This is a genomic window from Microcoleus sp. MON1_C1 (assembly GCF_036701945.1).
Lineage (GTDB): Bacteria > Cyanobacteriota > Cyanobacteriia > Cyanobacteriales > Microcoleaceae > Microcoleus.
The window spans coordinates 1-1,510 of sequence record NZ_JAUBRO010000023.1 but is presented as its reverse complement, the minus strand read 5'-3'; the positions used below and the strand labels follow the sequence as shown (position 1 = coordinate 1,510).

1 protein-coding gene is annotated in these 1,510 nt (G+C 49.2%); it reads left to right on the top strand.

Annotation, left to right across the window (positions count from 1 at the left end; translation table 11 throughout):
- The coding region (locus QUA62_RS14700) for a calcium-binding protein (RefSeq protein ID WP_333404954.1) at positions 1-1,402 on the top strand (1,402 nt) is incomplete at its 5' end.
- Positions 1,403-1,510: the final 108 nt, after the last annotated feature.

The window sequence follows — 1,510 nt, the reverse complement described above, 5'->3', positions numbered from 1 at the left end:
TCCGACTCCGACTCCAACGGAAACTCCGACTCCGACGGAAACGGGAACACCAACTCCGACTCCGACTCCAACGGAAACGCCGACTCCGACTCCGACGGAAACGCCGACTCCGACTCCAACGGAAACTCCGACTCCGACGGAAACGGGAACACCAACTCCGACGGAAACGCCGACTCCAACGGGAACCCCGACTCCAACGGAAACTCCGACGCCCACTCCAACGGAAACTCCGACTCCAACTCCAACTGGAACCCCGACTCCGACGGAAACACCTACTCCCACGCCATCGGAAACCCCGACTCCCACACCATCGGAAACCCCAACTCCCACACCATCGGAAACCCCGACTCCGACAGGAACGCCTACTCCCACGCCATCGGGAACGCCTACTCCCACGCCATCGGGAACACCGACTCCCACGCCATCGGGAACACCGACTCCCACGCCATCGGGAACACCGACTCCCACGCCATCGGGAACACCGACTCCCACGCCAATGGAAAGCGATTGCATTTGCGATACTATTCCGCAGCCCAATTTCAACCAACCCAATCCAGTTGACAATACTATCAACAGCAATGGTAGGGGTGAAATTCAGTTAGGCAGTGGGGGAAATGATGCTTTTTACGGCAGTCCTAATCAGAACCTTTTCGATGGGGATTTAGGGGACGATAACCTCTATGGCGGTGAAGGAAACGATATCCTTTACGGGAACCGAGGCAATGATTTTATTGACGGCAACAAGGGGAATGATATCTTTTTGGGAGGCAAGAATAATGACATCATTGTTGGTGGTGAAGGTGAAGATATCATTTTTGGCAATCGTGGTAACGATTCCCTAAATGGCCAAGAAGAAAACGACTTAATTTTTGGCAATGAAGGTGCTGATTTTATCCAAGGCGGTAAAGGTAATGATTCTGCAGTGGGCGGCAAAGGTAATGATATTGTGTTCGGTGGCAAAGGCAATGATTTTCTGTACGGCAATTTGGGCAGTGATACTATCTGCGGAGGTGCTGGCAACGATTTCTTAAGTGGGAATCAAAGTAGCGATTTGCTGGATGGCTGCGAGGGAAATGACACTATTTTTGGCGGGGCTGGCAGTGACACTCTCACTGGCGGTTTTGGCGATGATATTTTAATCTCCCGTTTGGGGGAGGATAGTCTAATTGGAGGCATAGGAAATGACACGTTTGTGTTAGAAAATAACGGCGGATTTGATGTTATTTTTGATTTCACAAAAGGGCTGGATGTGCTACAATATAAAGGCGGAACAATTGGGAATTTGGCAATAAGTCAAATTCCAGAAGGCACTTTAATTAGTAAAGCAAGTGGGGAACGGTTGGTTCTGTTGGTAGGGGTGGAAGCTAGTACGATCGCACTTAGCGATCTCACTTTACTTTAGTTATTGGTTATTTGTGGGTTATGAGTTATGACTGGAGTTTAGACTAAGACAGAATAAAGGGGTGCATTACTGTAAATTGAATGCACTCAAGAATCAACAATCGAAAAC